This is a genomic window from Staphylococcus sp. aM (genome assembly GCF_052975125.1).
Window position 1 is genome coordinate 873,800 of the sequence record NZ_CP121447.1, and the last position, 22,779, is coordinate 896,578.

Genomic DNA, 22,779 nt, shown 5'->3' on the forward strand with positions numbered 1-22,779 from the left:
TGACGGATGGTTGTTTATTTATATTAATAATGGAATTATATCTTTTTGACATTACGAACTGATGCATAACAATGCTCTTTATTTTTAAAATAGACAATGCGTTCTTTAGAATCAATTGACTCAATATTTCTTCGGTTAATCACAAAGCTATTATGACATCTAAAGAAACGGTCATCTAATTGACTTAATTCTTTAAGGTTACCATAAAATTCGATTTGTCTATTATCTAAATGTGCAATTAAACGATGTGATTTACTAGATGATTCGAAAAACATAATATCGTCATATTGTACATAAACTGAATTACTACCACGCTTTAACTCTATTGTTTCTACATTACTTTCTTTAGATAATAATTTAAGTCTTGTGTGAGCTGTTTCTAAACAATCGATAATACGTGTTTTCAGTTCTGCAGGATCATCTTTGAATATAAAATCCATTGCAGCCACTTTATAAACGAAAGTGAGATACGTTAATTCACTATGACTTGTTACAAAAATGATATTACCTACAGGATCATGTTTTCGAATTTCACTACCTAATTTAATACCATTTATATCAGCTTCAAGTTGAATATCTAAGAAATAACAACCGATGTCATTCATATTTTTGGATTGCTCAAGCACTTCATAAGGATCATCAGTTGCGAGAGCAAGCTCCATAGGCTTTTCCTCAATCATAATATAATTTTTAATAATTGAAGCCATATTTTCTCGTTGTTTTGGATCATCTTCGCAAATGAATATTTTCATGATTTCACATCCTTATGATTCTTTATCGATTATTTCTATTTTTTGAATAAAAAAGCCATTTTCAATGACTGTATCTAATAATACATTATCATTATTATCAGTGATTTCTTTAAGTGTAGATAAACCTAAACCTCGATTATCACCTTTTGTAGAAAAACCTTCTTCAAATAGTTCATGCACACGAGGAATGCTATCTTTACATTTATTCATGATAATAAGCGTTACTGATTCATCTTATTTGAAAAAGGCGATACGAATAAGGGCATCTTCTAATGATTCTGATGCTTCAATCGCATTATCCAATGTAATACCAATAATACGGCTTAATTCTATCGTATTCATATCAATGCGTTCAATCACATCGGGCACTTCAATACTAATCGCGATTTCTTTCTCTTGAGCTTGAAGAATCTTCGTCGTAATAAGACCTTTGATTTCACGGACCTTAAGCTTCTCAATACCGTTAAGTTTAAGTGAACGTGTTTCTAAGTTATCTTTCATCGGTACAATTTGTTCATTGAAATACTGACGTAAGCCTGGCATATCGTCTTCACGAATAAATTCGGACATCGTAGAAAGAATATTGACATAGTCATGTCGAAACTTACGCATTTCATTATTAATAGATTCAATTTTCAAAGTATATTCATAATACGTTTCAATCTCTTGAAGATTACGTTTATAACGCATTTCACGTAAAGTGAACATTGAAAGAATGAAAATAATGATGCTTAAAAAGATAATTAAACCAACAAAAATAATTCCATAACTTCTTAAGCTTTCGAATGCAGAAGTATTAACTAAAGAATAAGAGTAAAAAAATACAAACGATATTACTAATACTAAGGCGATGATAATATTATATGTTTTATTCATTGAAAGGTATGATGTTTTTAGTTTTTGTAATAAAAATCTCAGAACTAGAGAAGTTATCAAAGAAACTATAAAAAATACTAGCATGTATATTGTAAGTAGTATATATGTATCAGTGATTTTATCTAAAACTGTTACGTACAATACTAAAGTAGTGAAGTTGCTCAAATACATTATCAATGAAGTAATTAAAACAGCCAAAATAGAATAAAATTTAATTTTCCTATATAAGAAAATTAGGCTAGATATTACTACAAATAGTAAAGATTTCGTACCAAATAATTCGTATAATACAAGAGAAGAGATTATAATCCCTATGATGATAAAATAATCTCTTCTTGTATATTTGATAAACGATATTAATTTTGTAACCCAAAAGTATAAAATTAATTGCAAAATAGCAAACGGTATATTATTGATTAATTCCATTTAATACACGCTTTCTAAATTAAATGATGTTATTCGTATATCTTAGTTAATTCGCTAGGTACTTCTGGCTCATCAAAGAAGTTAGTACAAGGACTATAACCAGCTACAAAACCAACAAATTCCATGATTGAAGTGAAAAATTTAAAAAATAAATTGACTAAAAATTCCATAATGTTAATCCTCCTTAGGGAAAAAGATAGGTAATAATGTAATTGATTCAACAATAATTCCAAATAAAATTAATTGTGAATATGGCTCTTTAATTATAAACGATATTAATACTAATAACATGTAAACTACAATGGAGAGTATTCGTTTCTTTTTCACTAAGCGTTTAGGTATAGGTTGCTTCTTCGTTGCAGCAGGTGCAAAGGCAATTACTATAAAGTAACCGATTAAAGCAAAGAAAAGCATCTCAAATTTACTTATTGAAAAATATACGATAAGCCATGGCATCAATAGAAAAATAATGATGTTTTGAATATGACACAGTAATGATGATTTAGCATGTGCACCATGCGCATAAAACCTCAAAATCATATATGCTAAATGCATAGTTAACGTATACCAGAAAATATGGAATATTATCGCTAACCCATAAGTTACTATAAATTTCGCTATATTACTTACTACAACTTGCATACCTAAACGAACTTTTAGAAATTGTATGCGATCCAAGTTATTTCTACGTTGTAAGTAGTTGGCAAATTGATCAATTTTTGTATCTATTATTTTCACTTGTTCACTACTCTCCTTAAGTATCATTATACAATTTTGTGCAACTTATTTTGGATTTTATGCCTAACTGTCAAAAATAAATACTTAACTGTATAATGTACTTTCTAAAAAGTATTTTATCATAAAAAGGCTTACAGTTTAGTATAAAATATTGCAAGTTAGGAATTTTTTAATTCAAAGGGTTATAACCATGTTTTAATAGACTCATATCACAGAGATGTGATGGAAATAGAGTTGAAAATTTGCTTAATCTACTTATTAGAATTATTTTTCTAAGTAATTCTAGTTCCATTACTTGAAGGAAGGAGTGATTTCAATGGCAGCAGATATCATTTCAACAATCGGTGATTTAGTAAAATTAATCATTAACACTGTGAAAAAATTCCAAAAATAATTTTTTCTAGTTAGTTAAGATGAGTATTTAGGATTTACAATAATTCAAATGGAAGGAGTGATTTCAATGACTGCAGATATCATTTCAACAATTGGTGATTTTGTAAAATGGATTTTAGATACAGTAAAAAAATTCACTAAATAATAGTAGAAATTCATTGTAACTTTGTTTTCTTCGTATAAAAGGTGAGTTATTAAGCCATCCCAACTTAATAACTTGCAACATTAGTAGGTGACCAAACATTTACTAATATGACTGTAGTTTTCCTTGGACTCAGTGTTACGTATTATTCTTAGCTACCTTTAATTAGGTATTTTTCTAACATGTAAGCTATCGTAAAACAACATTCAATTTATCATTATAAAAAGAGATAAATTCACTAAAATTTTTTCATAATTAATAACATCCCCAAAAAAATAGATTGAAAAAATAACTGTAAAAACATTCCCTTAATAATAAGTTATCAAAAGCCGTGAGCCCCTCCCAAGCTCACGGCTTATTCTTATATGTGACAAAACCCACTCAATGAGTCTCATCGAGTGGGAATGATTCTTTTATTACTTATATAAATCAAGTTTAAGATTATCAAATACTGGAATTGATTGTCGTTGTTTTGTTACTTCGTTAATATCTATATTTACACTTAGAACATCTTCTTCACTTTCTAAACTTCCAATGACTTCACCATTAGGATTGATAACAATAGAGTGCCCAGCATAATCTGTTTGTCCGTCGTTACCACAACTATTTGTACCTATAATAAACATGTCATTTTCAATTGCGCGTGCTTTTAGTAAAGCGAGCCAATGATTTAATCTTACTGTTGGCCATTGTGCAACATAAAATGCTACTTTTGCGCCACTACGAGCAGGGTATCGCAGTAATTCTGGAAATCTAAGGTCATAGCAAATAATTTGAGTCGCCAAAGTCCCATCAGATAATGCAAAAGGTTCAGGAACATTCACACCGGGTGACATAAAATCAGGTTCTCTTAACATTGGAACTAAATGAATTTTATTATAATGATTAATACATTTACCACTTGATGATACTGTAAAGGCTGTATTATAAATATTTCGATCAATTTTATTTGATACAGAGCCGGCAACAATATCAACTTGATACCTTTGAGCTAGATTCTTAATAAATGGCAAACTATTTCTTAGGTTTTCATCTGCTAAATCATTTAATTTCTCTAACGCATAGCCGTTGTTCCACATTTCAGGGATAACTACAACATCTGTGTCGCTTTCTAATTTATCTTCAAACCATTGTTCAATTTTTGCCATATTTTTCTCAGATTGTCCATATTCGATATATATTTGAAATAGTTGAACTTTCATATATATCACTCCTCTTAAATGATTAATTATAAGATACTAAAATTAATTATAGATAGCAAAAAAGTGGGGTAATTTCTGTACGAAAATTACACCCACTCAGAGTTTTAATGATTCAATTATTTTTTAATAAGGAAACGAGGTTCAACTGGTTTAATATCTTTTTCGCCAGCTTGCTCACGTACATTACCAAATGGCATTTGAGCTACTAATTTCCATGTTTTAGGAATGCCAAATTCATTTGCAGTTGCTTCGTCAACGATTGGATTATAATGTTGTAATGAAGCACCGATGCCCTTAGTTGCTAATGCAGTCCATATAGCATATTGATGCATAGCATTTGTTTGATTAGACCAAATTTCAAAATTGTCATAGAAGTTTGGCATTTTTTCTTGTAATCCTGTAATAACATCTTGATCTTCATAGTAAAGAATCGTTCCGTATGAATGTTTGAAGTTATCAATTTTTTGACGTGTAGGTTCAAAATCACGGTCTGGACCCATTGTTTCTTTTAAAATAGCTTTTGTGTTTTCCCAGAATTTTTCATTTTTATCATTTAATAATAAAACGATACGAGTAGATTGAGAATTGAATGCTGAAGGTACATGTTTAACTGCATGTGCAATTAACTCTTCTAACTCTGAATCGTCAATTGAAATAGTACTTTCTAAATTGTATATTGTGCGTCTTTGCTCCATAGCGTCATTAAATGAAACGTCATTGTTCTTTTTATTAAATAAACCCATAATCAATCTCCTTTTTATATCTTAAGTATAAATATTATACTCGATAAAGTAAACTAATAATTACTGGAAAATTTCAAAAATATTAATATTTTTTATCAATAAACATATATCAATGCATTCTTTGATTACTTTATATATACTTAGTTTAGTAAAGAAATAATAATAGGAGGTGACTTTTGATGCAGAAAAAGTTAAAACATAAATTAATGTTACCTGGATTTGCATTAATATTAAGCACATCATTTCTAAATCCGTCAGTTTTTGCTGCTGATAATTCAAATAAGCCACCTCAATCAGATACAACTCAAACAAGTGATTCAAATCAGAATAACAATAATCAGAATAATACTGATAATACAACAAATGATAGTAACAATAATGAACCATCAACTGATGATAAAAAGGATACATCTCAACCTTCTGATTCTAATCAAGATGATTCAAATCCATCTAACCAAGATCAAAATAATCCAAATAATAATACTTCAGACGGTAGTAAAGATGATAATCAAAATTCAGGACAAGATGATGGTTCTAATTCAAATGATAACTCTGATTCAAACGGTGGCTCTGCTGATAACAACGACAACCCTGGAAATCAAGATGGTCAGGATCAGACCGATAATGGTCAAGATAAACCTAATGATGACAAGAATGATGGGGCAGATGGCAATCAAGATTCTAATTCAAACCAAGATAAACCGGGTTCAAAGCCAGATGATAAAGATAATAATGATAATGGAACAACTGATGGTAATAATTCAAATCAAAATGGACAAGACAAACCTAACGGCTCTAACAATACAGATAAACCAGGGTCTAACCAAAATGATGGCAATTCGAACAGGCAACCGGGTTCAGGCCAAAATAATCATCAACCATCTAAACCAGGCAATCATCAACCGCCTACAAATCATGGTCACCAGTCATCACAAGATGGAAACTCACAATATCCTGGTGTAGATAATTCAACGCATCAAACTAATGGACCAGGTTCTACGCATCAAGGGCAACCAAATTATCAAAGACCCAATCATTGGCAAAATACAAATAACCAAAATATTAAAAATGATCAATATCAGAATTCTAATCATAATTCAGTTCAATTAATGCCTCGATACGATTCTCAAAATCAAGTTTTAGGTCCTGTGAGAAAATCAAATTCACATTATCAGTCACAATCTAATACACCTAATTATGATAGCAATCGTTTTATGTGGCAAAGACCGGATACGATTTTCAACAATCAAAAAGGCTTTGAGCATACATCAAATCAACAATCTTTAATAAGAAGATTTAACTCTTTAGCCGAAGGTTCATACAAATATAATCCATTTGTGATTAATCAAATTCATCGACTTGATAACTCTAATGGTGCTGTTTCAGATAAGGACATTTACAATATTTTTAGAAAAGAAACTTTTAGTGGAAATCAATATTTAAATTCATTACAACAGTCATCGAATTATTTTAGATTTCAATATTTTAATCCATTAGATTCAAAGAAATATTATAAAAACTTAGATGATCAAGTTTTAGCTTTAATTACAGGTGATATAGGATCTATGCCTGATTTGAAGAAACCTGAAGATAAAGAATCAAGTGATAAAAGTGCTTTCAAAAATCATAGTGATGATAAAATAAGTACGTCAAATCAACAGAAAGAAAGTTATCAAAAAGAGCAGAAAACGAATCGATTACTAATGACGTTAGGTAGAAGTATGGTTGCAATCTTCATTGGTGTAATCATTGCATTTCTTCTAAAACGTCGTAAGCATGATGAAGGTGCTCAATAAAATGATATTAATAAAATAGAGCCAATCACTTTGTGAGTGACTGGCTCTATTAATTTATATTTAATTAAATATAAGATGGATGATAAAGTTGGCTTGTTCTTGTACTTTTTTAAGCGCGTCACCACCGAAGACTTGCATAATAACAACAGTACCGTTTTGTAACATGTGAATGCCGATTGGTATAGCGATTCTATTTGTATATGTATAAGCTAATGAGAATAACATTCCCATACCGAAATACATAGGTAAGAATTTAATATCATTATGTGCTAATGCAAAAAGAAGTGAGCTCACAATGGAAGCTATTAGAAAGGCAACGATACGATTACCTTTGATAGCGTTATATAATTCACCAAAAAGTACTTTTCTAAATACATATTCTTCTAAAATTGGACCAACAACTGAAATTAATATAATAAAGACTGGCATTTGTTTAGCAATAGCCATTAATCGCTCAGTATTAGGACTTTGTTGTTGTTGTCCTAAAACAAGTGTATAAATTAAACTCACAACAACTTGATATACCATGACGATACAAAATCCAAGTAATGCCCAACTGATGATGTATCGTTTAGGTTCTTTATGACCTGCTTCCAATCGAGTGGGATTTTTAATATATAAGTTAATTAATATGATTAATATAGCAGCAATAATAAATAATGATACTTGTGTATATATCATAAATTGAGTTGTTTCCATACCTTTTTCTGGATGGATTAATCCACTTCGTAATAACATGCCTGGTAAAAATTGAGCTAAGGCATAAATTAATACTGTTAATAATGACACCCAAAATCTTTTCATATTGGACCTCCGATTTTCTGTTTATAGTTTATTTTATCGTAAAAAATCATTATGTACAAAATAAATTCAAAGACGTCCTGCTTGAAATGTTGACCAAATTTGATTATTATAAAAGTAGTTTAGCACTCTAAAAGTTTAAGTGCTAAAATTCGTACTCAACAAGGAGGAACAATCATGCTTAAACCATTAGGAAATCGTGTGATTATTGAAAGAAAAGAACAAGAACAAACAACTAAAAGTGGTATCGTATTAACAGATAGTGCTAAAGAAAAATCAAATGAAGGCATCGTTAAAGCAGTTGGAAAAGGTCGCTTATTAGACGATGGTTCTAGAGTTGCTCCTGAAGTAAAAGAAGGGGATACAATTGTATTCCAACAATATGCAGGAACAGAAGTTAAACGTGGCGATGAAACATACATCGTATTAAATGAAGACGACATTTTAGCAATTATTGAAGCATAAAATAAACGTATTATAAAAAGTAAGAAGATTGACAATACTGGAGGTTAGACATAATGGCTAAAGATTTAAAATTCTCAGAAGACGCACGTCAAGCAATGTTACGTGGTGTAGATAAATTGGCAAATGCTGTGAAAGTGACAATTGGACCAAAAGGACGCAATGTTGTATTAGATAAAGAATATACAGCACCATTAATTACAAATGATGGTGTTACAATTGCGAAAGAAATTGAATTAGAAGATCCGTATGAAAATATGGGTGCCAAATTAGTTCAAGAAGTAGCTAACAAAACAAATGAAATTGCTGGTGATGGTACTACAACTGCAACAGTATTAGCACAAGCAATGATTCAAGAAGGTCTAAAAAACGTAACTAGTGGTGCAAACCCTGTAGGTTTAAGACAAGGTATTGATAAAGCAGTTCAAGTAGCAGTTGAAGCTTTACATGAAATTTCTCAAAAAGTAGAAAATAAAAATGAAATTGCTCAAGTAGGTGCCATTTCTGCAGCAGATGAAGAAATTGGTAAATATATTTCAGAAGCTATGGAAAAAGTGGGTAATGATGGTGTTATTACTATAGAAGAATCTAGTGGCTTTAATACTGAATTGGAAGTTGTAGAAGGTATGCAATTTGATAGAGGTTACCAGTCACCATATATGGTCACTGACTCAGATAAAATGATTGCGGAGTTAGAACGCCCATATATTTTAGTTACTGATAAGAAAATTTCTTCTTTCCAAGATATTTTACCTTTATTAGAACAAGTGGTTCAATCTAATCGTCCAATTTTAATTGTAGCAGATGAAGTAGAAGGCGATGCATTAACTAATATTGTATTAAACCGTATGAGAGGTACCTTTACAGCAGTAGCAGTTAAAGCACCAGGATTTGGTGATCGTCGTAAAGCAATGTTAGAAGACTTAGCAATTTTAACAGGTTCACAAGTCATTACAGATGATTTAGGATTAGAATTAAAAGATGCTTCAATTGATATGTTAGGTAGCGCTAATAAAGTTGAAGTAACTAAAGATAATACGACTGTCGTTGATGGAGACGGTGATGAAAATAATATCGATGCAAGAGTTAGCCAAATCAAAGCACAAATTGAAGAAACTGATTCTGACTTCGATAGAGAAAAATTACAAGAACGTCTTGCTAAATTAGCCGGTGGTGTGGCAGTCATCAAAGTAGGTGCTGCTAGTGAAACTGAATTAAAAGAACGCAAATTACGCATTGAAGATGCTTTAAACTCAACTAGAGCAGCTGTTGAAGAAGGTATCGTTGCTGGTGGTGGAACAGCGTTAGTAAATATTTATAAAAAAGTAAGCGAAATTGATGCAACTGGCGATGTTGAAACAGGCGTTAATATTGTCTTAAAAGCATTGCAAGCACCGGTTAGACAAATTGCAGAAAATGCGGGCTTAGAAGGTTCCATTATTGTAGAACGTCTTAAAAATGCAGATGCAGGCATTGGATTCAATGCAGCAACAAATGAATGGGTTAATATGCTAGAAGAAGGTATTGTAGACCCTACCAAAGTAACACGTTCAGCATTACAACATGCAGCAAGTGTAGCAGCAATGTTCTTGACAACTGAAGCTGTAGTAGCAACAATTCCAGAAAAAGATCAATCAGATCAAGCTGGAATGGGTGGCGGCATGCCTGGTATGATGTAAAAAGACCAATGAACCCCGTTATATCAACGTTTGTAATGTTCAATGGTCATAATTTGGTCATATAAATTTTAAAATAATTCTTTTGAGACGTTTTCCATAAGTTGATTGAACTTTTGGGAAGCGTCTTTTTTGTATGAATTTGTAATTTTAGCGTAGATATTCATTGTGGTATTGATATCCTTATGGCGTAATCTTTCTTGTATCTCCTTAATATGTACACCAGCCTCAATGAGTAATGCACAATGTGTGTATCTGAACGAGTGCGTTGAGATGTTTTTGTTGATATCAGTACGTGCCATAATAGACTGAATCCACATTGATAATTTCTTAATCACAAGTGGATATCCGTTATTGTCTGTGAATACAAAATTATTATCGACATAGAGTTCATCTTTCCAATTGTTCTGTACATTAATCTTATAGTCTTGCAACATCTTAATCACATTCGCATCTACCGTGATTTTCCCGATAGAGCTTTCAGTTTTAGGTGTAAGTATCTGATACTTTTTCTTGTTGTTATTAGGATTGTAATACGTTTTTGTAATACTGATCGTGTTGTTATCAAAATCAATATCAGACCACTTCAATGCCAATAATTCACCTGCACGTAAGCCCGTGTATGCTAATGTGGTAAATACTTGAAAGCTATTAAGTGGTGCATGGTTATTTTTAGCAACCTCTAAAAATTGAAATAATTCATTTTTTTCAAGAAACTTCTTATGTATCTCCCTGTCCTCTGATTCTTCAACAGTGCGCTTCTTTTTAGGTCGCTTAATTCCCTCACTAGGTAAAACTTTAATTAATTTCATATCGTAAGCATATTTAAAAATCATATTCGTAGATGCCACAATACTGTCAACATAATTCTTACTATACTGTGAGCTCATATCGTCCACAAAGCGTTGAAAATCATGTTTCTTGATAGTTTGTATAGGAAAAGTATTAAAGCGCTCTATGGCATGATACATGGCTTTCTCACGTGCTCTCACGCTACTTATTTTAGCATCATTCGCATATTGTTTAAGCCAATCGTCAGCTACTTGTTTAAATGTAGATGTGGAAGGTGCAATATACTCACCATTTCTTAATTGACGTTCAACCATTTCAGCATGATGTTTGGCATCTGATTTACGTTTAAAGCCAGATTTAGAGATATATTCATATTTGCCAGTTGTAGGATTCTTACCAGTAGAAATACGATATCGCCACGAGTTACCACGTTTTTCATATGTTGCCATAAGGTCACCTACTTAATATATCGCTTAATAGTTTCTATCTCATCTAATATCTTATCGTATTTATCTTTATCTATGGCATCACTGTTATAAAGTGCATTTAATTGTGATTTCAAAATATCATATTTTGTATTTAAGTAATTATATATTAATGATTGTACGTGTTGACTGTCATCAGCATCTAATGGTACACGACCATAAAATGTTGAATTTTTTTCATCTTGAAGATGATATTTCAAGTCATTCACAGCAAAGTCATAATAACTGCCATCGTGTGTATGTGAATCAGTAATATAAGAAGATACTTTTTTATTTGTTACAGCGTCCATAATTGAAGTAGCACTATCCACATATAAACCTAAATCAATCTCCCCATTAGATAATTCTTTAATTTTTTCCGAATGATAATTAAATTCAGAATGATTGTTTTCGACTAAACCTAAAATATAATCTTTAATAAATTTATCCGATGGGTTATTTCTAGCTTTATTTTCCATGCTACTTATATAACTATATGAATATCCTATTTTTTCAGCTATTTTTCTAACGGAAACCTCTTTTTCTTCTCTTAAGTCCTTACAATATTTCAATACATTAAACGACATTATATTATCCTCCTATAACAATTTACTATAACAACTATAACACATTTTAGAATTTTTTTGTTTTTATTGTTGCAAATTCCAAAAAAGATGTTAGTATAAGAATATAACGAACAACACAAACAAAAAATATTGCGTTGTTATGGAGGTGAAGTAACATGTTTTTGACAATCAAGGAAGTATCGAAACTTTTAAGAATTAGTGAAAGACACGCGTATAACTTAGTAAGTAACAACGACATTCCTAATGTACGAATTAAAGGCAAAATCTTAATTCCTAAAGAGCAGTTACTAGATCAGTTGTTTAAAAAGGAGGCTTAACCAATGATTAACCAAATTTTCAATGACAAAGAAATAAGGTTTATCGAAAAAGACGGTGAGTATTGGGCTATAGCAAGCGATGTGGCAAAGGTATTAGGTTTTAGAGATGCGTACACTGCTACAAGATATTTACCCGAGCATACAAGAGGTACTCTTAAAGGGCGTACCACATCAGATAAAAAGAAATCAAGAAAATTCCAAGATTACACAGTTATCAATGAAAAAGGCATCTATAGACTTGTAATGAGGTCTAACAAAACGGAGGCACTAGACTTTCAAGACTGGATTTGTGACGTGTTAATTGAGTTACGCCAATCAACAGGGCTAAAAGGATATGAAGCATTCCGAATGTTAGACAAAGAAAAACAAAAAGAAGCTATGGATAACTTGAAAAATGGTATTAAAGCTATTTCTAAAAAAGATTATTGCAAAGCTCAATCAATTAGTAATAAAGCAGTATCAAACGTATATGGCTTTCTTAAGATGGTTCAAAAGGGAGATATGACACAGGAAATGCTGGAGTTAAGACAGCAAGTATTAAGTGACACAGTAGAATTTATGGTATTTGTTGATAAATATAATCTTCCTTTATCTGTGAAAAAGCACATTTACGACAAATACAATGACAAGCAACAAATGGCATAAGGAGGCATAACTAATGTTTAATATCGGCATTGATGAAGATGAAGCACGTGAGTTATTAGAACAAGCAATTAATGAACGTGTGGACGAATTAGCGCGTGATAAGTATTTTATGACGTTCAAAGAATTATCTGAGTATCTGAATTTAAGCAAGCCGACAATAGATGAATTACTTATTAAAAACGGCATGCGCTATTTCAGAGTAGGAAGCACATATCGATTTAAGAAATCTGATGTCGATGCATTTATGGAGCAAATCACTGCTCAAATGGATATTCAGAACAATGATTTAAAGCGTGTAGATATCAAACGTTTGTTGGAGGAAACGCAATGAAAAATCAAATATTCTACGTAACTTTAGTATCACTTATCACATTGTTATTTGTATATGCGATTGGTATTTATCTTGCATTTGCGATTTTTATTGTCGGCGTCGCATACGGATTGAATTTATTGGAGGTTGAGTAAAGATGAATGAAGAACAGTTAAAAGTAATTGAAGATATTTATAGCACATTAGGTTCAGTTGCTAATGACAAAGCCACAGAGTATGAACATCATTTTAAAGAAGGTCATAATGAATGGACTGAAACAGTTGATCGTGAACAACATCTACAAGCAATAATTGAGTGGGTTATACAACAAATTGAAAATAATTTTGAATGGGAAAATGAATGAAATGATAACAGAAATTTTAAAAGCATATGACGATGTAGCAATTGCAGGTATGAAAGTATCTCAATTAAGAGGTGAAACAGAAAGACTTTCAGAGTTGACAGGTTATTTAACTGAAAAGGCTAAAGAATATAGAGAAGAAAGAGATATTAAAGGTGCTGAGGCTATTGAGCAAATTGTATTAGACGATCTCGAATTTGAATTTGAAAGTGTGTACGGTCAATTTGAAGAAGAATTTAATAATTGGGAACAGAAATATAAAAGATTTGAAAATGTATGCACTTATTACGGCGTCCCAGTGCCAACGTTAAAAGATAATAATGTCATTCAGTTTAGAAAAGGAGTCAAATAATGAATTGGGAAACTAAAAGTTTGATTGAAGATATAGATATTATTAAAAGAAAAATCAATGATGCAGTTACAACATTTGGTTGGTTTGATGATAAGTATTTTACGCATGATAGTGGTCATTTGTTAACTAAAGATGAAATATTGACACACGGCGCGAGTTATCACGAACATCGTTGTTACATTACTCAACACATTGATTTATTAAATATTTATCTAAAAGAACTAGATACAGTGTTAGAAGACATAGAAAAAGCGTCATCTTCCACCGACCAAAGTAAAGATAACGCATAACAAAGAAGTATTTAATTTAATAAATACAAAATAAATAATAACACAAATGAAAGGTTGATAACATGGACGAAGTTAATTTATACAAAAAGCATTTTGAGTTTCATTCAAATTTAGATTATATAATCACTAACAATTTATCAAGAATTAAGGAGATAAGTAAGCGAATAAATTTCGCTTCTATCTCTAGTGATAAACAAATTTTTGATAACAAAGGTAATGCGTATCATCGCAAGAAAGACGATGTTGCAGGTGATTATATTAATAATCTTACTTTAGATTATACCATAAAACCTAAAGAAATTGGACTGGTATATGGAAGAATTTTCGTTAAAACTAACGATCAAGACGAAAAAGAAGCACATTTTAAACCAGATCCTTTTAATAATTATGCTCGTTTTATTGCAGATTTAATTTCTGATAATGTCATCTATTCTAAACAATTAGACCAATTCCTTATTGTCAAAAATAATCAATATGAAGTGATTGACGATACTAATTTTAAGTTAAGTTATCCGATTGAACCTAAAAACCAAATAGATGATTTTCTTGAAATCATGCTTGAATTATACCGTGATTATCTTGAATTAGAACATGAATATAAAATTTACCCATATAGTATTACTGGTAATGATTTCATATATAACTGTAAGAAATTAAAACTCACAAAAGAAAAGCCACAAGATAATGAGTTATACGCTATTAAGTATGACGTAAACTACAACGATTTAGATTTCAAAACGCCAAATGATTTTTATGATTTGGTTACTGATAACGAGAAAAGTAAACATAATTTAAAACTGGTACATGCTTATACAATGTATCGTAAAATGAAACTTATTCAAGCCGAAAAATGGTTCTTATTTAAAGATTTCGGGCGTTCAGGTAAAGGTTTATTTATAACTACATTTAATAAACTGTTACACGTTAATAAAGTGAACTTTGATGGACTTGTCTCAGGTGGTTTTGAAGCAGCTAACGAATGGATGAATTTCTATGGTGCAGATATAGCACATGCTAATGAAACAGGTGAAATAACCAAACCTATGATGAGAATACTAAGAAAAATAGCAACTGGTGAAACAATTTCAGGACGTGGCATTGGTCGTAATGCATTCACATTTAAAAATAAGTCTGTATTAATACTAGATACAAATGAAAGTGTGGATACTGGTGAAATTACAGCTAATACTACTAGAACAATAAAAATAGCTTTTAAAGATAGACCGATAGGAGAAACTGACGATGAAAGATACAAGATTTTTGAGCCTTACTGGAATTTTGTCCAACCAAATGACGAAGATTCTGAAATAGCGTCAGTCTCGTTTTTAATCACAAGTTTAGAATATCTTAAAGAAATTGGGCGAGATTTTAGATTTAAAGATGTAACATTGAAACATTATTTTAGTGAAGAAGAATTGACTGAGACACAAGTTGTCTTGTTGAAGGCATTATCTAAGCAAGGATTTATTCTTGCTGGTAATGAGACATTGCAAAGACTAATAGAAGAGGATTATAAAAATATGAAATATAAAAAAGCTCGTCAAGATATGAAGAAGATAGGTGTACTTACACGACAAGATATTTGGATAGAAGGTAAAAATTACAAAGGTTTTAAAATTGGAAATCAAGAATTATTTAATATGGCTCATTCATTAATCGAATAATGGTGTGACACACCTTTCCCACACCGTAATACACACCTAAAAAAAGCTGATATATAAACAACTCACCATTATCACCAACAATTTACCATACAAAAATTTTGAATAATTTTGTTTTATTCCTATACACAAAATAACGGTGATGATGGTGTGTATGATTAATATAAAGGAGTGATATTCAATGACAGGTTATCATGTAGCGAAACAATTATTGAAAAAGAATATTGAAGTGATACCACTAAATCAACATAAAAAGCCAACAGTGTCATTTGCAGATAAAGATGTAACTGACGAGTTTATTGAATATCATTCTTATCAATATCATAGGGCTAATGTACTAGGTGTATTGACTCGAGGTATATGGTGTATCGACATTGATATTAACCATGTTGACGGTGAGAATGGATTTGAAAGTATTGAACATACACCATATTATGAGGAAATTGTATCGAATGCACGTAATACATTAGTACAGACCACGCCCAGTGGTGGCAGGCACATTATTTTTAATAAGCGAGAAGGTGTTGCATATGGTCAAAAAATAGGATATTTGCCTGGTGTAGATATTAAGGCACATGACAATAGTTATTTTGTTTTAGCAGGTAGTCAAACATTTAAAGGCAAATATAAACATAACGGAATAAAACCTAAAATGTATCAAGGTGATTTTGAAAAACGTATATTTTCAAAACACGGTAATTATACACAACAAACGTTAGAATCATACTCAATAGAAAGAGTGTTACCTAATTATAATTTTGATCATGTAAGAGGTGGCAAAGGTGGAGAGGGTAAACGTGCATATCAACGTATTATAGACGGTCAAAGTGAATACAGAAACGATGATTTATATAAAGCAGTAAGCTATGCAAATCAATGTAACATAGATATTGAGCCGTTACGTATATTGATTGGAGATAATAAAAACGGCGATGTAATAAGTGAAAAGGAATGGGAGGCGACTGTTAGAAGTGCAAGCCGTTAAATATGATTATGATTTAGATGAACAAGCTGAAAAGATAGGATTAATTGTTGGCATACCAGAAGAAGTGTATTTTTGCACAATCAGTAGAGTATCAGTAGTTTATGTTGAATACATTGATAATAGATGGGTTGCATGGTGTGAAAGTTATGTGCCGAATAGTAATAGGCGCACCAGTTATAAAGTGATTGCGCATGGTGGATTTGAGTTGGTAATGGCACGAATTAAAAACTATTTAGGATATATTAAAAAGAATAAAGGGTGATGATTATGATACACAAAAGGTTATCTCAAACATTCGCACTAAATAAACAAAGACTGAATCATCTGGATATCAATCAGTTAAAGACTAACAATAAACCTATCTGCCATATCTATAAAACTCATGGAAAGTATCAGTATTTAGAAATAGACTTCATCACATGTGACTGGTGTTTATCAAGTAAAGGTCAGGCATATCTTCAATCTAAACTGAATATGGAGCTACTGTTCTTATGGTTAAGAGGATACAACCTTAAGCACCACTATACAAGCGTAGGACATATGACAATCTTCTTACGAGCAGACATAAAGACAATAGAGTTCCTTATCAATGAATTGAATGTGATGATTAGTAATAATGCATATTGGTATCAGTATCGTATAGGTAATCGTATGCAGCACATCGAGAGGGAAGTAAGTTATGTATCTCCTATTAAACATGTGAAGAACAATATGAACAAGGTCAAAGCGTAAGGGAGTATGACATGTCTAAAGATGAATTGAAAGTATATATTATCAACTATATTAAATACCAAACCCATGTAACCTTTGTTGATTTAGAAGAACTCTTTGAATCATTGTGCATTGAGTATCAAGGCGAGTTTACATTCGTTCATGTAGACAATGAGAACATAGTGTTGTGGCATGGGTGGAGTATGGAAGTTATTAATATAGTAGGTAATTTACTAACATCAGAACAACTTGAACTAGAACGAACAGATGTAACAACTTATGCAAGACATGGTATGTATCTAGATCTACCTATTATGACAAATCCATTTGATTGTTCAGATACACGTTGGTTGCCTGTGACACTGAAGCTAAGTGAGACGATGAATACACTATTACATTAGGAGATGTTGCGTTATGGGATACAGTAAACTGATAGCACGTTATTTATTATATTGTGAGACATCTGAAAAAGTTGTTAAAGGAATTAGTTATAAACATTATCTTGATATGAAACAGAAGTAAATATTGCGGAGATTATCCCCCCCGTCGAAACCATTTAACCATTTTTGACCAAACGGGAGAACGGCGGGTGGGCTCGACTTCGCAACTTTTCAATTTGTTCTACGTATAACCCCTACCCCTGCATAAAAGCAACATATCTTGCGCTGACTTTATCAATTTAGTTAACAAGATAAATCTAAATAAAACAAAGGAGGTCGTGTAGTGAGTAATATCAATATGTTTGAATGGAACCATATAAAAAGTAAGATAAAAGAAATTCGTGAAGAAATTGATGGTGTGAAACAACAGAATTTCATTGATAAAGCGAAGAATCGACAACTTACTAGTGTACTTAGAGAATTAAGTGTAGTTGAGAATTGGGTTAACGAACTAATGGATTATCAAAAAGAACATAGTGCAGTAAATAAAATTAAAAATTTACTTAAAAAGAATAAGGAGAGATATTATGGGAAGTAAAACAAACTCAAAACCAACGGTTAATGAAATTTTTCCAACGCATTTAGAAGTAATAAAAGATATGTTGAAGCAAAGTAAACATATTGCTAATAATGGCTCATATCAAGATAGTATTAATGTATTATACAACAAATTAGAAGAAGGCAACTTGAGTACACAAGAATATGAATTAATTTTAAATGAGATAGATAATTTAAGACGAGAAAAAGCTACTAATCCAAATGTTAATGGTCAAATTGTAGTCAATTTACCGAGTAATATTAAATCACTAGATCAATTACAAAAAGTAGCATATAGTGAGACAGATAATGCTAATAAGGTTATTAAATCAGTTGAGAAAGAAAATGAAAGTATCAACCAACAAATCAATGAGCTTAAAGCTAAAATTGAAAGCAACAATAATTATATCGGTGAAATAATCAATCAACAATCGTTAAATGATGTTGCTAAACCAATTATAGAAGGCGAATTCAAGTACTATGATGCAAAAAGATTCTATAGCGATTTTATGTGGCAAAAAGCAACTGGTTTATTGCAAAAAAAAACATTAGGTAAAAAGATGATTAATTACCCAAATTTAGCACCAAGCAAAAAATAGTATTTAAAGGCGTTGACTTTATTGTCAACGTCTTCCCTCTATTTTAAAATCAGGGAGGCTGACCATGATATTAAAACAAAATAAATCAATATTGTATTATATAGAAGAACAAAAAATTTCAGAGTATGAGTTGTTGCTAAAGTACAATCCACTAATCATAAATCGTAAAATTAGATCTATAGAGATGCAAATTGAAGAAAGTTATCATTTAAATGTATCGCACATGGAGAATTTGGTAAATGGCTTGAAAAAGTTAATTTGAATAAATCGCAAGCAAGTAAATTTATTAAAGTTAGCGAAGAATTCTCTGAAATTTCCCCGGGGAAAAATCTAGGTTTGACTGTCATGTATGAATTAGCAACTTTACCTAACGACATAAGAGAAGAACCTCAAGAACTAAGCAACGGAGAAGTTAAGAAACCTTCAGATATGACACGAAAAGAATTAGAAGATTTAAAACGTCAACTCAAACAACGTGAAGCATTCATTAGATGCGATCTTTTTTATTTACAACATGTCAAAACCTTATATTTTAGGAAGTTTTAGCAATAGCTTAAATATGTAAAAAGCGGACATTTAATTGAGTATTAGTAACTTCATGATTATTTATAGCTTATAATTAAGACTAGGCAATACTTTGTGAGGTGAGATAATCTGTGGCCAGGTGTTAATTCGTTTGTTCTTTTTTGTGTAATATTACGGGTAGTCCGTCTATCCTTTTGAGTAGCAGCTTATTTGATTAGACTTTTTTTGTGACCAAAAATTATTGAGCATAGAAAAGCAAGAGCTTATTTTCATTAATAAATAATTAAGGCATTGGTATTTTATAGTACTCTTTATTCTGTATTTAGTATTAAATAAGAGTTTAATTTGTTAGTATTAAAGTAAATGTTTGTTTTTTCTAATTTTTAAATTTATCTCATATTTGCGTTTTAATAGACTGTAAATAAAATATATATGAAATCCCCTAAATGATCTAAAAAAGTATCTTAAAATTTCAAATAGTGGTTAGCTATATTTTTTACTTTGCAACAGAACCAGAATAAGTATATATATTTAGGGTATATATATAAGTAATAGGAGGCTGGTGTAGATGTTCAAAAATATATTATTACCTTATGATTTCGAAAATGATTTTAGTGCTATCCCTGACTATTTAGAAAAAGTCACCGATGAAGATTCAGTTGTTGTAATTTATCACGTTGTAACAGAAAATGATCTTGCAATTAGTGTCAAATATTATAATAAGCATAAAAAAGATATTATTAGAGAAAAAGAAAAAAAACTCACTCCATTTTTACGTGAATTAGAAAAAAGAGATATTCAATATAAAATAGATGTAGATTTTGGACATATTAAAAATACAATCTTAGAAAAAATTACTTCTGGAGATATAAATAATGGTGAATTTGATTTAGTAATTATGAGTAATCATAGAGTCGATTTGAATATTAAATATGTTTTAGGAGATGTTACACATAAGATTGCTAAAAGAAGTTCTGTCCCAGTACTAATTGTTAAATAAACATAAGAAGTAAGAAATTTATTGATGTTGAGAAGAACCCTTAACTAAACTTGCAGACGAATGTCGGCATAGCGTGAGCTATTAAGCCGACCATTCGACAAGTTTTGGGATTGTTAAGGGTTCCGAGGCTCAACGTCAATAAAGCAATTGGAATAAAGCAATAAATTTTATGTTAAGAACTGTTCAGATTTTTTTAATTCTTTTTTTATGTCTTCTAATTTTTTTAGTTTTTTTTCTTTTTCTTGTGCATACCATGCTTTTCTATCTTTTTCTTTTTTTTCGTTTCTTTCGTTTCTTTTGGTTTTATGTAGCTAGGATCGTTTACTTCTTCATCTGCTGAGATTTCTATTATATTGATAAGCTCATCCATTTGTTTCACCTTATTTAATGAGCTAGTTAAAGTATTTATTTTATTATTAATTTTATTTAAAGAATCTAAGTTTAAATTTATGTGTTGATTACTTAGTACTGTTGTTAATTCGTCTTTATACTCTTCTAATATTTTTTCTGTATTATTTTCTTTTATTATTTTGAAACTGTTTAAAACTGTATATATATCGCTTGAGTATGTATTATAAACTTTTTTTCTGTGCATACTGTTGGTACTGTCTACGTTTTCTAAATCTATTTGATAGGTTGGATTGTTATCATTTGTTCCTGTCATTATGTGTATACCTGTTTTTGCATTCTCTAGTTTTTCTCTTATATTTTTTATATTTTCTATATGTTTTTCACTAATTAAATCTAACATTTTTAATGTTTTTTGATTTCTTATTTCTTCTGTCTTTTTATCTTTATTATTATCTATAAGCATTTTTGTAAACGTGAATATAAAAGCTAGTGTAGTTACAATTGACCCTAATAATTCAGCTCCATGTTCGTAAAGATATTGTTGTACTTGTTCATTACAAATAATATTTATAGTTCTCACTTCTTTCTGTTTTTTTGAAACGAGTTTTTTCTTGTCTTGATACTATATAGAAATAATACAGAGTTGAAAAAGAAATGTAAATATGACGTATAATTTTTCACAAACATAAAAGTAAGCGTTTTCTATTTACATTTAGAGCCGTTTATAAGATAATGAACGCAGCTACTAAACTTACTACTCAAAATCGAGTATCCTTTAATAAACTGACTGTATCCTTTGGGTGCAGTTTTTTTATTTATAACTTGTCAAAACTTTACATTTCATAAAGTTACAAACGGACTTAAAAGTACGCTTGTAACCAGTACCTTATAATAGGGAAGTGGTTTTAAATAAAAAAGATACTCCATAGATAAGTGAACAAATGTTATCTCATGTGTCGCAACTTACGACGTTAGGTAAGTGAATACAGCAACCGCTTCGATACATAGGTACATTTCCAATTTAGACACGTTAATACACAGGTGGAGTCCTAAATTAGGACTATATCTATATTTTTTTCTAGTCATTATAGTAATATTAAGTAATACTTAACATTTATTTTGATAACCTATTTCGAAGAGAGGTAATTAATATGATACAGATTTTTGATTTATTAAAGATTGTTACTACCTTACTAGATGCTGAGATATTAGCTGCATTTATTACAGGTGTATGTACTATTGTAGGAGCAGTGATTGCTGTTCAAGGAGTTCGTAAAACAATAGAAAGTAATCAAGAATTAAAAAATCAAGAACTATTAAAAAACCAAGAGTTAAAAAACCAAGAATTACTTAATGACTTAGACCAAAAATCAGAATGGCGTAAAGAATTAATGAATGTAGCTTCTAAAACATTTATGACAACTGACGATATATATAGAGTGTTGGCTTCACTAAGATATCAACCTCATAATGTTGAAAGTGATGGATGTGATTTTAAATCTATGACTAAAAAGATTTATAAGGAATTAAATGAAATGTTAGATACAAAATATAACCGAAAAATAAAACAAAAACTTTCTGAAAAACCTTGCTTTAAAAGTAAAGATTATACTATTTATATAGAATATATAGATAGTAAAATAATACGCCTGTATACTAAATATTTACTTAAACATCATTGGGAAATTAATATCGACGAAAATATATGGTTAAAAAACCAAAAAGAAGTTATTGAGGAAGTAAAAGAACTAAGAAATAATATAGATTGATGTTAGGTAGTTTCTCAAATTAGTAATATAAGTTAAATATTTTTTAAACGTCACTTACAAAGTGGCGTTTTTTATT

At 30.5% G+C, this 22,779-nt stretch carries 31 protein-coding genes and 2 pseudogenes; 23 read left to right on the plus strand and 10 right to left on the minus strand.

Features of this window, described 5'->3' with window-relative positions; genetic code table 11:
• Window positions 1-35: 35 nt before the first annotated feature.
• From agrA to P7F85_RS04235, 4 genes and pseudogenes are all read right to left on the minus strand, one after another.
• Complete coding sequence (gene agrA / locus P7F85_RS04220; RefSeq protein WP_002466277.1) at window positions 36-752, minus strand: quorum-sensing response regulator AgrA; 717 nt, start codon at window positions 750-752, stop codon at window positions 36-38.
• Between the two features lie 12 nt (window positions 753-764).
• Window positions 765-2,054: pseudogene (gene agrC, locus P7F85_RS04225) on the minus strand (quorum-sensing sensor histidine kinase AgrC).
• A gap of 29 nt (window positions 2,055-2,083) precedes the next feature.
• The gene (gene agrD, locus P7F85_RS04230; protein WP_002466272.1) at window positions 2,084-2,224 is read right to left on the minus strand and encodes a cyclic lactone autoinducer peptide AgrD; all 141 of its coding nucleotides are present in this window, start codon (window positions 2,222-2,224) and stop codon (window positions 2,084-2,086) included.
• A gap of 4 nt (window positions 2,225-2,228) precedes the next feature.
• Window positions 2,229-2,792: an accessory gene regulator AgrB gene (locus tag P7F85_RS04235; RefSeq protein WP_002466262.1), complete on the minus strand. Its 564-nt coding sequence runs from the start codon at window positions 2,790-2,792 to the stop codon at window positions 2,229-2,231.
• Window positions 2,793-3,108: 316 nt separating this feature from the next.
• On the opposite strand from P7F85_RS04235, the gene P7F85_RS04240 reads away from it, so the two are divergent.
• The gene (locus P7F85_RS04240; RefSeq protein WP_015364840.1) at window positions 3,109-3,186 is read left to right on the plus strand and encodes a delta-lysin family phenol-soluble modulin; all 78 of its coding nucleotides are present in this window, start codon (window positions 3,109-3,111) and stop codon (window positions 3,184-3,186) included.
• A gap of 66 nt (window positions 3,187-3,252) precedes the next feature.
• Window positions 3,253-3,330: a delta-lysin family phenol-soluble modulin gene (locus P7F85_RS04245; RefSeq protein WP_015364841.1), complete on the plus strand. Its 78-nt coding sequence runs from the start codon at window positions 3,253-3,255 to the stop codon at window positions 3,328-3,330.
• A 413-nt stretch (window positions 3,331-3,743) separates the two neighbouring features.
• Here P7F85_RS04245 and P7F85_RS04250 read toward each other — a convergent pair whose 3' ends face one another.
• Together P7F85_RS04250 and P7F85_RS04255 are read right to left on the minus strand one after the other, a co-directional pair.
• Window positions 3,744-4,529 carry a carbon-nitrogen family hydrolase gene (locus P7F85_RS04250; protein ID WP_002466274.1) on the minus strand — a complete coding sequence of 262 codons (786 nt, stop codon included), beginning with the start codon at window positions 4,527-4,529 and terminating at the stop codon, window positions 3,744-3,746.
• A gap of 116 nt (window positions 4,530-4,645) precedes the next feature.
• Window positions 4,646-5,272, minus strand: coding sequence for a nitroreductase family protein (locus P7F85_RS04255; RefSeq protein WP_002466261.1), 627 nt, complete (start codon window positions 5,270-5,272; stop codon window positions 4,646-4,648).
• 179 nt (window positions 5,273-5,451) lie between these two features.
• Between P7F85_RS04255 and P7F85_RS04260 the strand changes: the two genes are divergently transcribed.
• Window positions 5,452-7,068 (plus strand): SdrH family protein, encoded by a 1,617-nt coding sequence (locus P7F85_RS04260; protein WP_002466266.1) that lies wholly within the window; start codon window positions 5,452-5,454, stop codon window positions 7,066-7,068.
• Window positions 7,069-7,128: 60 nt separating this feature from the next.
• On the opposite strand, the gene mroQ is transcribed toward P7F85_RS04260, so the two are convergent.
• Window positions 7,129-7,872, minus strand: coding sequence for an intramembrane glutamic endopeptidase MroQ (gene mroQ, locus P7F85_RS04265; protein ID WP_002466265.1), 744 nt, complete (start codon window positions 7,870-7,872; stop codon window positions 7,129-7,131).
• Window positions 7,873-8,046: 174 nt separating this feature from the next.
• On the opposite strand from mroQ, the gene groES reads away from it, so the two are divergent.
• Both groES and groL read left to right on the plus strand, forming a co-directional pair.
• Complete coding sequence (gene groES / locus P7F85_RS04270) at window positions 8,047-8,334, plus strand: co-chaperone GroES (RefSeq protein ID WP_002451577.1); 288 nt, start codon at window positions 8,047-8,049, stop codon at window positions 8,332-8,334.
• Between the two features lie 53 nt (window positions 8,335-8,387).
• Window positions 8,388-10,010, plus strand: coding sequence for a chaperonin GroEL (gene groL / locus P7F85_RS04275; RefSeq protein WP_002466275.1), 1,623 nt, complete (start codon window positions 8,388-8,390; stop codon window positions 10,008-10,010).
• Window positions 10,011-10,078: 68 nt separating this feature from the next.
• On the opposite strand, the gene P7F85_RS04280 is transcribed toward groL, so the two are convergent.
• Together P7F85_RS04280 and P7F85_RS04285 are read right to left on the minus strand one after the other, a co-directional pair.
• Entirely contained in the window at window positions 10,079-11,248 is a 1,170-nt protein-coding gene (locus P7F85_RS04280; RefSeq protein ID WP_031464163.1) for a site-specific integrase, read from the minus strand.
• An 8-nt stretch (window positions 11,249-11,256) separates the two neighbouring features.
• The gene (locus P7F85_RS04285; RefSeq protein WP_031464164.1) at window positions 11,257-11,850 is read right to left on the minus strand and encodes a helix-turn-helix domain-containing protein; all 594 of its coding nucleotides are present in this window, start codon (window positions 11,848-11,850) and stop codon (window positions 11,257-11,259) included.
• Between the two features lie 155 nt (window positions 11,851-12,005).
• Between P7F85_RS04285 and P7F85_RS04290 the strand changes: the two genes are divergently transcribed.
• The 17 genes and pseudogenes from P7F85_RS04290 to P7F85_RS04370 all read left to right on the plus strand — a co-directional run bounded on the left by P7F85_RS04290 (window position 12,006) and on the right by P7F85_RS04370 (window position 20,583).
• Window positions 12,006-12,167: a helix-turn-helix domain-containing protein gene (locus tag P7F85_RS04290; RefSeq protein WP_031464165.1), complete on the plus strand. Its 162-nt coding sequence runs from the start codon at window positions 12,006-12,008 to the stop codon at window positions 12,165-12,167.
• A gap of 3 nt (window positions 12,168-12,170) precedes the next feature.
• Window positions 12,171-12,812 carry a BRO-N domain-containing protein gene (locus tag P7F85_RS04295; protein ID WP_046464260.1) on the plus strand — a complete coding sequence of 214 codons (642 nt, stop codon included), beginning with the start codon at window positions 12,171-12,173 and terminating at the stop codon, window positions 12,810-12,812.
• 13 nt (window positions 12,813-12,825) lie between these two features.
• Window positions 12,826-13,143: a helix-turn-helix domain-containing protein gene (locus P7F85_RS04300; protein ID WP_031464166.1), complete on the plus strand. Its 318-nt coding sequence runs from the start codon at window positions 12,826-12,828 to the stop codon at window positions 13,141-13,143.
• On the plus strand, window positions 13,140-13,277 hold the full coding sequence (locus P7F85_RS04305) for a hypothetical protein (protein ID WP_155399935.1): 138 nt from the start codon (window positions 13,140-13,142) through the stop codon (window positions 13,275-13,277). The genes P7F85_RS04300 and P7F85_RS04305 overlap by 4 nt, the downstream gene beginning before the upstream one ends.
• 2 nt (window positions 13,278-13,279) lie before the next feature.
• The gene (tscA, locus tag P7F85_RS04310; protein WP_031464167.1) at window positions 13,280-13,486 is read left to right on the plus strand and encodes a type II toxin-antitoxin system antitoxin TscA; all 207 of its coding nucleotides are present in this window, start codon (window positions 13,280-13,282) and stop codon (window positions 13,484-13,486) included.
• A 1-nt stretch (window position 13,487) separates the two neighbouring features.
• Entirely contained in the window at window positions 13,488-13,835 is a 348-nt protein-coding gene (locus P7F85_RS04315) for a hypothetical protein (RefSeq protein WP_031464168.1), read from the plus strand.
• Window positions 13,835-14,125, plus strand: coding sequence for a type II toxin-antitoxin system toxin TscT (gene tscT, locus P7F85_RS04320; protein WP_031464169.1), 291 nt, complete (start codon window positions 13,835-13,837; stop codon window positions 14,123-14,125). Before P7F85_RS04315 ends, tscT begins: the two co-directional genes overlap by 1 nt.
• A gap of 62 nt (window positions 14,126-14,187) precedes the next feature.
• Window positions 14,188-15,789 carry a hypothetical protein gene (locus P7F85_RS04325; protein ID WP_031464170.1) on the plus strand — a complete coding sequence of 534 codons (1,602 nt, stop codon included), beginning with the start codon at window positions 14,188-14,190 and terminating at the stop codon, window positions 15,787-15,789.
• A 178-nt stretch (window positions 15,790-15,967) separates the two neighbouring features.
• Entirely contained in the window at window positions 15,968-16,771 is an 804-nt protein-coding gene (locus tag P7F85_RS04330) for a bifunctional DNA primase/polymerase (RefSeq protein WP_031464171.1), read from the plus strand.
• Window positions 16,758-17,033: a hypothetical protein gene (locus P7F85_RS04335; RefSeq protein ID WP_031464172.1), complete on the plus strand. Its 276-nt coding sequence runs from the start codon at window positions 16,758-16,760 to the stop codon at window positions 17,031-17,033. The genes P7F85_RS04330 and P7F85_RS04335 overlap by 14 nt, the downstream gene beginning before the upstream one ends.
• Window positions 17,034-17,038: 5 nt before the next feature.
• Window positions 17,039-17,503 (plus strand): hypothetical protein, encoded by a 465-nt coding sequence (locus tag P7F85_RS04340; protein WP_228451007.1) that lies wholly within the window; start codon window positions 17,039-17,041, stop codon window positions 17,501-17,503.
• A gap of 11 nt (window positions 17,504-17,514) precedes the next feature.
• The gene (locus P7F85_RS04345; protein ID WP_031464174.1) at window positions 17,515-17,883 is read left to right on the plus strand and encodes a hypothetical protein; all 369 of its coding nucleotides are present in this window, start codon (window positions 17,515-17,517) and stop codon (window positions 17,881-17,883) included.
• A 322-nt stretch (window positions 17,884-18,205) separates the two neighbouring features.
• Entirely contained in the window at window positions 18,206-18,460 is a 255-nt protein-coding gene (locus P7F85_RS04350; RefSeq protein WP_031464175.1) for a hypothetical protein, read from the plus strand.
• A complete protein-coding gene (locus tag P7F85_RS04355; protein WP_046464261.1) occupies window positions 18,450-19,058 on the plus strand; it encodes a hypothetical protein in 609 nt (202 codons plus the stop codon). The genes P7F85_RS04350 and P7F85_RS04355 overlap by 11 nt, the downstream gene beginning before the upstream one ends.
• A gap of 64 nt (window positions 19,059-19,122) precedes the next feature.
• Window positions 19,123-19,284 (plus strand): annotated as a pseudogene (locus P7F85_RS04360) (spore coat protein); the annotation flags it as partial.
• A gap of 32 nt (window positions 19,285-19,316) precedes the next feature.
• Window positions 19,317-19,604, plus strand: a complete 288-nt coding sequence (locus tag P7F85_RS04365) for a hypothetical protein (protein ID WP_447158568.1) — start codon at window positions 19,317-19,319, stop codon at window positions 19,602-19,604.
• 547 nt (window positions 19,605-20,151) lie between these two features.
• Window positions 20,152-20,583, plus strand: a complete 432-nt coding sequence (locus P7F85_RS04370; protein WP_031464179.1) for a universal stress protein — start codon at window positions 20,152-20,154, stop codon at window positions 20,581-20,583.
• 223 nt (window positions 20,584-20,806) lie between these two features.
• On the opposite strand, the gene P7F85_RS04375 is transcribed toward P7F85_RS04370, so the two are convergent.
• Window positions 20,807-21,514, minus strand: coding sequence for a hypothetical protein (locus tag P7F85_RS04375; RefSeq protein ID WP_046464263.1), 708 nt, complete (start codon window positions 21,512-21,514; stop codon window positions 20,807-20,809).
• 571 nt (window positions 21,515-22,085) lie between these two features.
• Between P7F85_RS04375 and P7F85_RS04380 the strand changes: the two genes are divergently transcribed.
• Window positions 22,086-22,703 (plus strand): hypothetical protein, encoded by a 618-nt coding sequence (locus tag P7F85_RS04380; protein ID WP_031464181.1) that lies wholly within the window; start codon window positions 22,086-22,088, stop codon window positions 22,701-22,703.
• The last annotated feature ends 76 nt before the right edge of the window (window positions 22,704-22,779 follow it).

Excerpts from the sequence above, each read along its gene's own strand:
- tscT (WP_031464169.1), top strand. The coding sequence starts at position 13,835 with ATGAATTGGGAAACTAAAAGTTTGATTGAAGATATAGATATTATTAAA.
- P7F85_RS04370 (WP_031464179.1), top strand. The coding sequence starts at position 20,152 with ATGTTCAAAAATATATTATTACCTTATGATTTCGAAAATGATTTTAGT.
- groL (WP_002466275.1), top strand. The coding sequence starts at position 8,388 with ATGGCTAAAGATTTAAAATTCTCAGAAGACGCACGTCAAGCAATGTTA.
- mroQ (WP_002466265.1), bottom strand. The coding sequence starts at position 7,872 with ATGAAAAGATTTTGGGTGTCATTATTAACAGTATTAATTTATGCCTTA.
- agrA (WP_002466277.1), bottom strand. The coding sequence starts at position 752 with ATGAAAATATTCATTTGCGAAGATGATCCAAAACAACGAGAAAATATG.
- groES (WP_002451577.1), top strand. The coding sequence starts at position 8,047 with ATGCTTAAACCATTAGGAAATCGTGTGATTATTGAAAGAAAAGAACAA.
- P7F85_RS04245 (WP_015364841.1), top strand. The coding sequence starts at position 3,253 with ATGACTGCAGATATCATTTCAACAATTGGTGATTTTGTAAAATGGATT.
- P7F85_RS04325 (WP_031464170.1), top strand. The coding sequence starts at position 14,188 with ATGGACGAAGTTAATTTATACAAAAAGCATTTTGAGTTTCATTCAAAT.
- P7F85_RS04330 (WP_031464171.1), top strand. The coding sequence starts at position 15,968 with ATGACAGGTTATCATGTAGCGAAACAATTATTGAAAAAGAATATTGAA.
- P7F85_RS04345 (WP_031464174.1), top strand. The coding sequence starts at position 17,515 with ATGTCTAAAGATGAATTGAAAGTATATATTATCAACTATATTAAATAC.
- P7F85_RS04260 (WP_002466266.1), top strand. The coding sequence starts at position 5,452 with ATGCAGAAAAAGTTAAAACATAAATTAATGTTACCTGGATTTGCATTA.
- P7F85_RS04280 (WP_031464163.1), bottom strand. The coding sequence starts at position 11,248 with ATGGCAACATATGAAAAACGTGGTAACTCGTGGCGATATCGTATTTCT.
- P7F85_RS04355 (WP_046464261.1), top strand. The coding sequence starts at position 18,450 with ATGGGAAGTAAAACAAACTCAAAACCAACGGTTAATGAAATTTTTCCA.
- P7F85_RS04300 (WP_031464166.1), top strand. The coding sequence starts at position 12,826 with ATGTTTAATATCGGCATTGATGAAGATGAAGCACGTGAGTTATTAGAA.
- P7F85_RS04380 (WP_031464181.1), top strand. The coding sequence starts at position 22,086 with ATGATACAGATTTTTGATTTATTAAAGATTGTTACTACCTTACTAGAT.
- P7F85_RS04250 (WP_002466274.1), bottom strand. The coding sequence starts at position 4,529 with ATGAAAGTTCAACTATTTCAAATATATATCGAATATGGACAATCTGAG.
- P7F85_RS04255 (WP_002466261.1), bottom strand. The coding sequence starts at position 5,272 with ATGGGTTTATTTAATAAAAAGAACAATGACGTTTCATTTAATGACGCT.
- agrD (WP_002466272.1), bottom strand. The coding sequence starts at position 2,224 with ATGGAATTTTTAGTCAATTTATTTTTTAAATTTTTCACTTCAATCATG.
- P7F85_RS04295 (WP_046464260.1), top strand. The coding sequence starts at position 12,171 with ATGATTAACCAAATTTTCAATGACAAAGAAATAAGGTTTATCGAAAAA.
- P7F85_RS04240 (WP_015364840.1), top strand. The coding sequence starts at position 3,109 with ATGGCAGCAGATATCATTTCAACAATCGGTGATTTAGTAAAATTAATC.
- tscA (WP_031464167.1), top strand. The coding sequence starts at position 13,280 with ATGAATGAAGAACAGTTAAAAGTAATTGAAGATATTTATAGCACATTA.
- P7F85_RS04315 (WP_031464168.1), top strand. The coding sequence starts at position 13,488 with ATGATAACAGAAATTTTAAAAGCATATGACGATGTAGCAATTGCAGGT.
- P7F85_RS04305 (WP_155399935.1), top strand. The coding sequence starts at position 13,140 with ATGAAAAATCAAATATTCTACGTAACTTTAGTATCACTTATCACATTG.
- P7F85_RS04340 (WP_228451007.1), top strand. The coding sequence starts at position 17,039 with ATGATACACAAAAGGTTATCTCAAACATTCGCACTAAATAAACAAAGA.
- P7F85_RS04285 (WP_031464164.1), bottom strand. The coding sequence starts at position 11,850 with ATGTCGTTTAATGTATTGAAATATTGTAAGGACTTAAGAGAAGAAAAA.
- P7F85_RS04290 (WP_031464165.1), top strand. The coding sequence starts at position 12,006 with ATGTTTTTGACAATCAAGGAAGTATCGAAACTTTTAAGAATTAGTGAA.